Raw genomic sequence first — 4,250 nt, forward strand, 5'->3', positions numbered from 1 at the left:
AGTTCATCGATAACGATACGACTGTCATCATGTTCGTTAGAGATATGTTCATGTTTATTTATAGCTTTAATCGCGACCAGAGTGATCAGAATCGTGGCTAAAAAGAGGGTTTGCGGTCCGAGAAAGAGGAGTATCGCGATTCCCAATGGGAGGGAAGCGATAGTTCCCATCGTTCCGGGGGCTTTCGGTGAGAGACCGCTGTATCCGACGGTGAGAAAAAACCAATTCATTTATTTCCTTATGTAAGTGAAGTCGTCTGGTAGAGGCGCATCAGTTCAACGTAAAAATCTTTTTCACTATGTTCTTCGAGTAGACCATTGACAGGCATAATATCATAATAAAGTTTGGCCAAATTTTTAAATCGGTTTGGATAGAGAGTGGCGACAATCATAGCGGATATCTCTTTACGTACAAGAACAGCAGGGGGAAGGAGTCCTTGCTGCATTAACTCTAAAATTGATTCAGAATGGTATGAGATGTGGTGGTGGTGTCCATGGGGGCAGGTTTGGACACTTACGAGCGTTTTACATTGATTGCAGTAAACATATTCGCTAGCAATACTTACTTCAATATCAATTCCGATAAGTTGATCAATAATTGATTTATTGGCATTGTGATCGTAGTACATCCCGATTCCGGCATGATTTTGACCGATAACTAAACGATTACATCCGTAGTTCTTTGCTACGATTGCATCGAGAATAACCTCGTTACTACCGGCAAAAATATAACTACTCTCTAAGGGTACGATAATAACGCGATTGCGAGGAAGAAAGTTCTCAACAAAATATTGGAGTATTTGGTATCGAAGTTCATAATCTAAATTGGCATTATTGTACGGTTTGAGGAGAAAAATGATGACAAGATCAGTGCGTTCTAAGCTTTGACGGATAAAACGTTCATGGGCGCGGTGAAGAGGATTCGCTGCCATAAATAAAGCCGTTATATGTATTGCTCCAGTTTGTTCTTTTGCTTGTTTGATCATAGTTTGAATTGACTGAACAGGAGCGAGATCGATAGAATAATCACCACAAATAGCGTATTTTCCAAGTCGTTTATGAGTTGCATTGACACCTGGATGGGAGAGATCTTCTGTACCATAAATTTGACGTAATCGTTCACGTGGATCAATTGGGTAGATTTCATCTACTACTAATTCACCAACGAGTAGATTATCGCACATAAGATCGAGAGTTTCCCCTTTTTTGGCTGAAACAAGGATCGTCTCATTTACTTTTCCATTAGGAGATAGGATTAGAGGAAACGGAAATGTTTGACCTTGAAACATCCCGCTCGATAATACTTCTTTGCTTTGATTTTCATTCATGAGACGGTTGACAGGGGCTAACATTCCGGATTTGAGCAAAATAAGGGCGGAAACAGCCTCTTGGTCAATAAAAAGTGCTTTATTTTTTCTTGACGATACCATATTTCTTTCTCTTTTCCCATAAGCTTTTACGTGAAATACCCAATTTTTTAGAGAGTTCCGTATCGGGAAAGCGATTTTGGAAATGGATCATAATATATTTGACATACTCTTCGATCGGCAAAATTTCTCCTTGATCAAAAAGATGATTTTCACTTTCTATCTCAATGAGTTTGAAGGGAGGATTATCTATATAGTCAGTACTTGAAACGATACATGCTTTTCCTGTAATCAGTTCATAAAACGGTTTATGATCACTTTTTTTGAGATTTTGAAAATCGGTGATAAATAAAGTAGAATTATTTCCAACTGCTGCGATGTCGCTAAATGCTTTAGCCGAAGAGAGGGAGATAAATTGGAGCATTTTATCATGATGCGCAGCATAGCGAAAAGCAAAAGCATCGGCATATTTTTGATATCCGCTGCAAATGAATAGAGGAAGTTCTGTTTTATCTAAATCTTCATCGACATTGATAGCATTAAACGTATGAGATAAATAACGTTCATAGGTTTGATTTTGACGGCGTAAACGTTCATGATTTTGAAAATGTTGAATTTTACGGATGAGTTCTTCAATCATAAATGGTTTGAGGATGTAATCTTTAGCACCTGCAGCAAGTGGTTTGGAAACGGTATCATTACTCACATAGCTCACCATTAAGATTACGACGGCATTTTTATACGATTCGATCACAGGGTAGATATCTTGACCGCTGATATTGGTCGAGAGAAGAACCACGTCGTAGGGAATACCACGGAGCCCTTCTTTGGTAGAACTGGAAATGTCACAATTATGACTTAGGTCACTTAGTTTAGACGCGATACTTTGTGCGAGATAAATCTCGTTTTCGATAATGAGTATATTCATCCATTTTTCCAATCAAAATAGTGTACTGATGCGGTTGCGATCACGCCGACTCCTTCTTCGCGTCCGATAAATCCAAGATGCTCGGTAGTGGTTGCTTTGACATTTACACGTGCTTTAGGGATATGAAGTAGGGAAGCAAGGGTATGTTTTATGGATTCTTTATAAGGGGAAAGTTTTGGAGTTTGAGCAATGATGGTAATATCTGCATGAGTGATTTCAAAACCAAATTGATGAAGTTTTAAAACACATTGCTGTAAAAGCTCTTTAGAATCAATATTTTTGTAGAGATTATTGGTATCAGGAAAAAGCATTCCAATATCACCTAAACATGCTGCGCCCAGCAATGCGTCGATGAGAGCATGAATGGCTACGTCTCCGTCACTGTGAGCTTTAAACCCAAAAGGGCTCTCGATTTTGACTCCGCCTAAGAACATCGGTTTAGCATCTTCAAAAGGGTGAACATCAAATCCATTCCCCGTAAAAACAATATTGGATGGAGCTGGTAAGCATTCTAATGTCGTGATATCGGAAGCATGGGTGATTTTGGCAGCATGTTCATCTCCTAGGATAAAATGGCGTGTTCCACCGATTGCTACGATAGCACTGCTCTCATCGGTGTAATCAATATCAGTTTCAAGAGCACGGCGGAGAATATTGGTACGAGAGAGTTGAGGTGTTTGAATTCGTTTAACAAGATTCCGCTCAATAGTGACATTATTATAAACCACTGTATCATGAACATCAAGTACCGGCACAATGGTGTCAGCAGAATCTTTAGCAGCAATAAGGTGAAAAATAAGATCAGGGTTAATACAAGCACGTGCAATATCAGTAACTATTACATACGGCGTTTCTACGTGTGTAATAGCATTTTTAAGAGATTGTTGTCGAGTCTCTCCACCTGCAATAATAGTGAAATCACACATAGATGTCATAAAAGGAATTTCATTAGCATGAGCTACAAGGATAATGGTTATATTGGGAAGAGAAGTTTTGATACGGTTTGTAACATAAAGCCATAAAGGGTCATGCCCAATACGAAGCCATTGTTTTTTTACCGGTACTTTAAAACGGCTGGAGTTACCTGCAGCAAGTAAAACAAGGGTAAAATCAGACAAAATGTATCCTATTTTAAAAACTGTTACGAAATTATACACATAAAAAGCTTTTTTTTATCTTGTTTGTGATAAATTCTAATACGCTATCTAGAATATCAGGGGATTCATTTCCTAAATCCTCTTGAAATTTTTAATGTAAATTAAAAGAGATACGCCCCTTTTAGGGGGTCTTATTTATAAGTCCAATTAAGCTTTTGTTTAAAGATCAAGGAGAAAGTATGAGAACTGAATGGGTCGACAAAAGAGAAAACGATACCGTCCGAACTCAGATGTATTATGCCAAGCAAGGCATTATTACCGAAGAGATGGCATACGTTGCTGCAGTAGAGGAGCTTGATCCTGAATTGGTGCGTTCAGAAGTGGCGCGCGGACGTTTGATTATCCCAGCTAACATCAATCATAAAAATTTGGAACCGATGGCAATCGGGATTGCGGCACGCTGTAAGATCAATGCCAATATCGGCTCATCAGCGATTGCCAGTGATGTTCAAGGGGAGATTGAGAAAATTCAAGTCTCTCAACACTATAAAGCTGATACGGCAATGGATCTCTCGACGGGGGGAGATTTGGATGAGATTCGCCGCGCGGTAATCGAAAACTCTAAAATTCCTATCGGAACGGTTCCTATCTATCAAATTTTGCACGACGTTAATAATAAAATCGAAGATTTAAGTATCGAAGTAATGCTCGAAGTACTAGAGCGTCAAGCACAGCAAGGGGTGAGTTATTTCACCATCCATGCAGGCTTTTTGTTAGAGACGATGCCCAAAGTGGCGAAACGCAAAATGGGGATCGTCAGTCGCGGCGGATCACTCATGGCGGCATGGATGATGCACTA

Annotated in this window: 5 protein-coding genes; 1 reads left to right on the top strand and 4 read right to left on the bottom strand. The window is 39.4% G+C overall.

The genetic code is table 11. From position 1 onward, the window contains the following. From WA010_RS07590 to WA010_RS07605, 4 genes are all read right to left on the bottom strand, one after another. The coding region (locus WA010_RS07590; protein WP_422556526.1) for a phosphatidylglycerophosphatase A at positions 1-230 on the bottom strand (230 nt) is incomplete at its 3' end. An 8-nt stretch (positions 231-238) separates the two neighbouring features. Next, positions 239-1,429 carry a sulfate adenylyltransferase gene (locus WA010_RS07595; protein WP_422556527.1) on the bottom strand — a complete coding sequence of 397 codons (1,191 nt, stop codon included), beginning with the start codon at positions 1,427-1,429 and terminating at the stop codon, positions 239-241. After that, positions 1,407-2,294: a hypothetical protein gene (locus WA010_RS07600; protein ID WP_422556528.1), complete on the bottom strand. Its 888-nt coding sequence runs from the start codon at positions 2,292-2,294 to the stop codon at positions 1,407-1,409. Before WA010_RS07600 ends, WA010_RS07595 begins: the two co-directional genes overlap by 23 nt. Then, positions 2,291-3,412 carry a bifunctional 2-C-methyl-D-erythritol 4-phosphate cytidylyltransferase/2-C-methyl-D-erythritol 2,4-cyclodiphosphate synthase gene (locus WA010_RS07605; RefSeq protein ID WP_422556529.1) on the bottom strand — a complete coding sequence of 374 codons (1,122 nt, stop codon included), beginning with the start codon at positions 3,410-3,412 and terminating at the stop codon, positions 2,291-2,293. Before WA010_RS07605 ends, WA010_RS07600 begins: the two co-directional genes overlap by 4 nt. A gap of 218 nt (positions 3,413-3,630) precedes the next feature. Here WA010_RS07605 and WA010_RS07610 point away from each other — a divergent pair. Next, positions 3,631-4,250 (top strand): phosphomethylpyrimidine synthase ThiC (locus WA010_RS07610; RefSeq protein ID WP_422556530.1); only part of this gene is annotated, 620 nt, incomplete at its 3' end.

The sequence above is a fragment of the Sulfuricurvum sp. genome (assembly GCF_049305995.1).
Lineage (GTDB): Bacteria > Campylobacterota > Campylobacteria > Campylobacterales > Sulfurimonadaceae > Sulfuricurvum.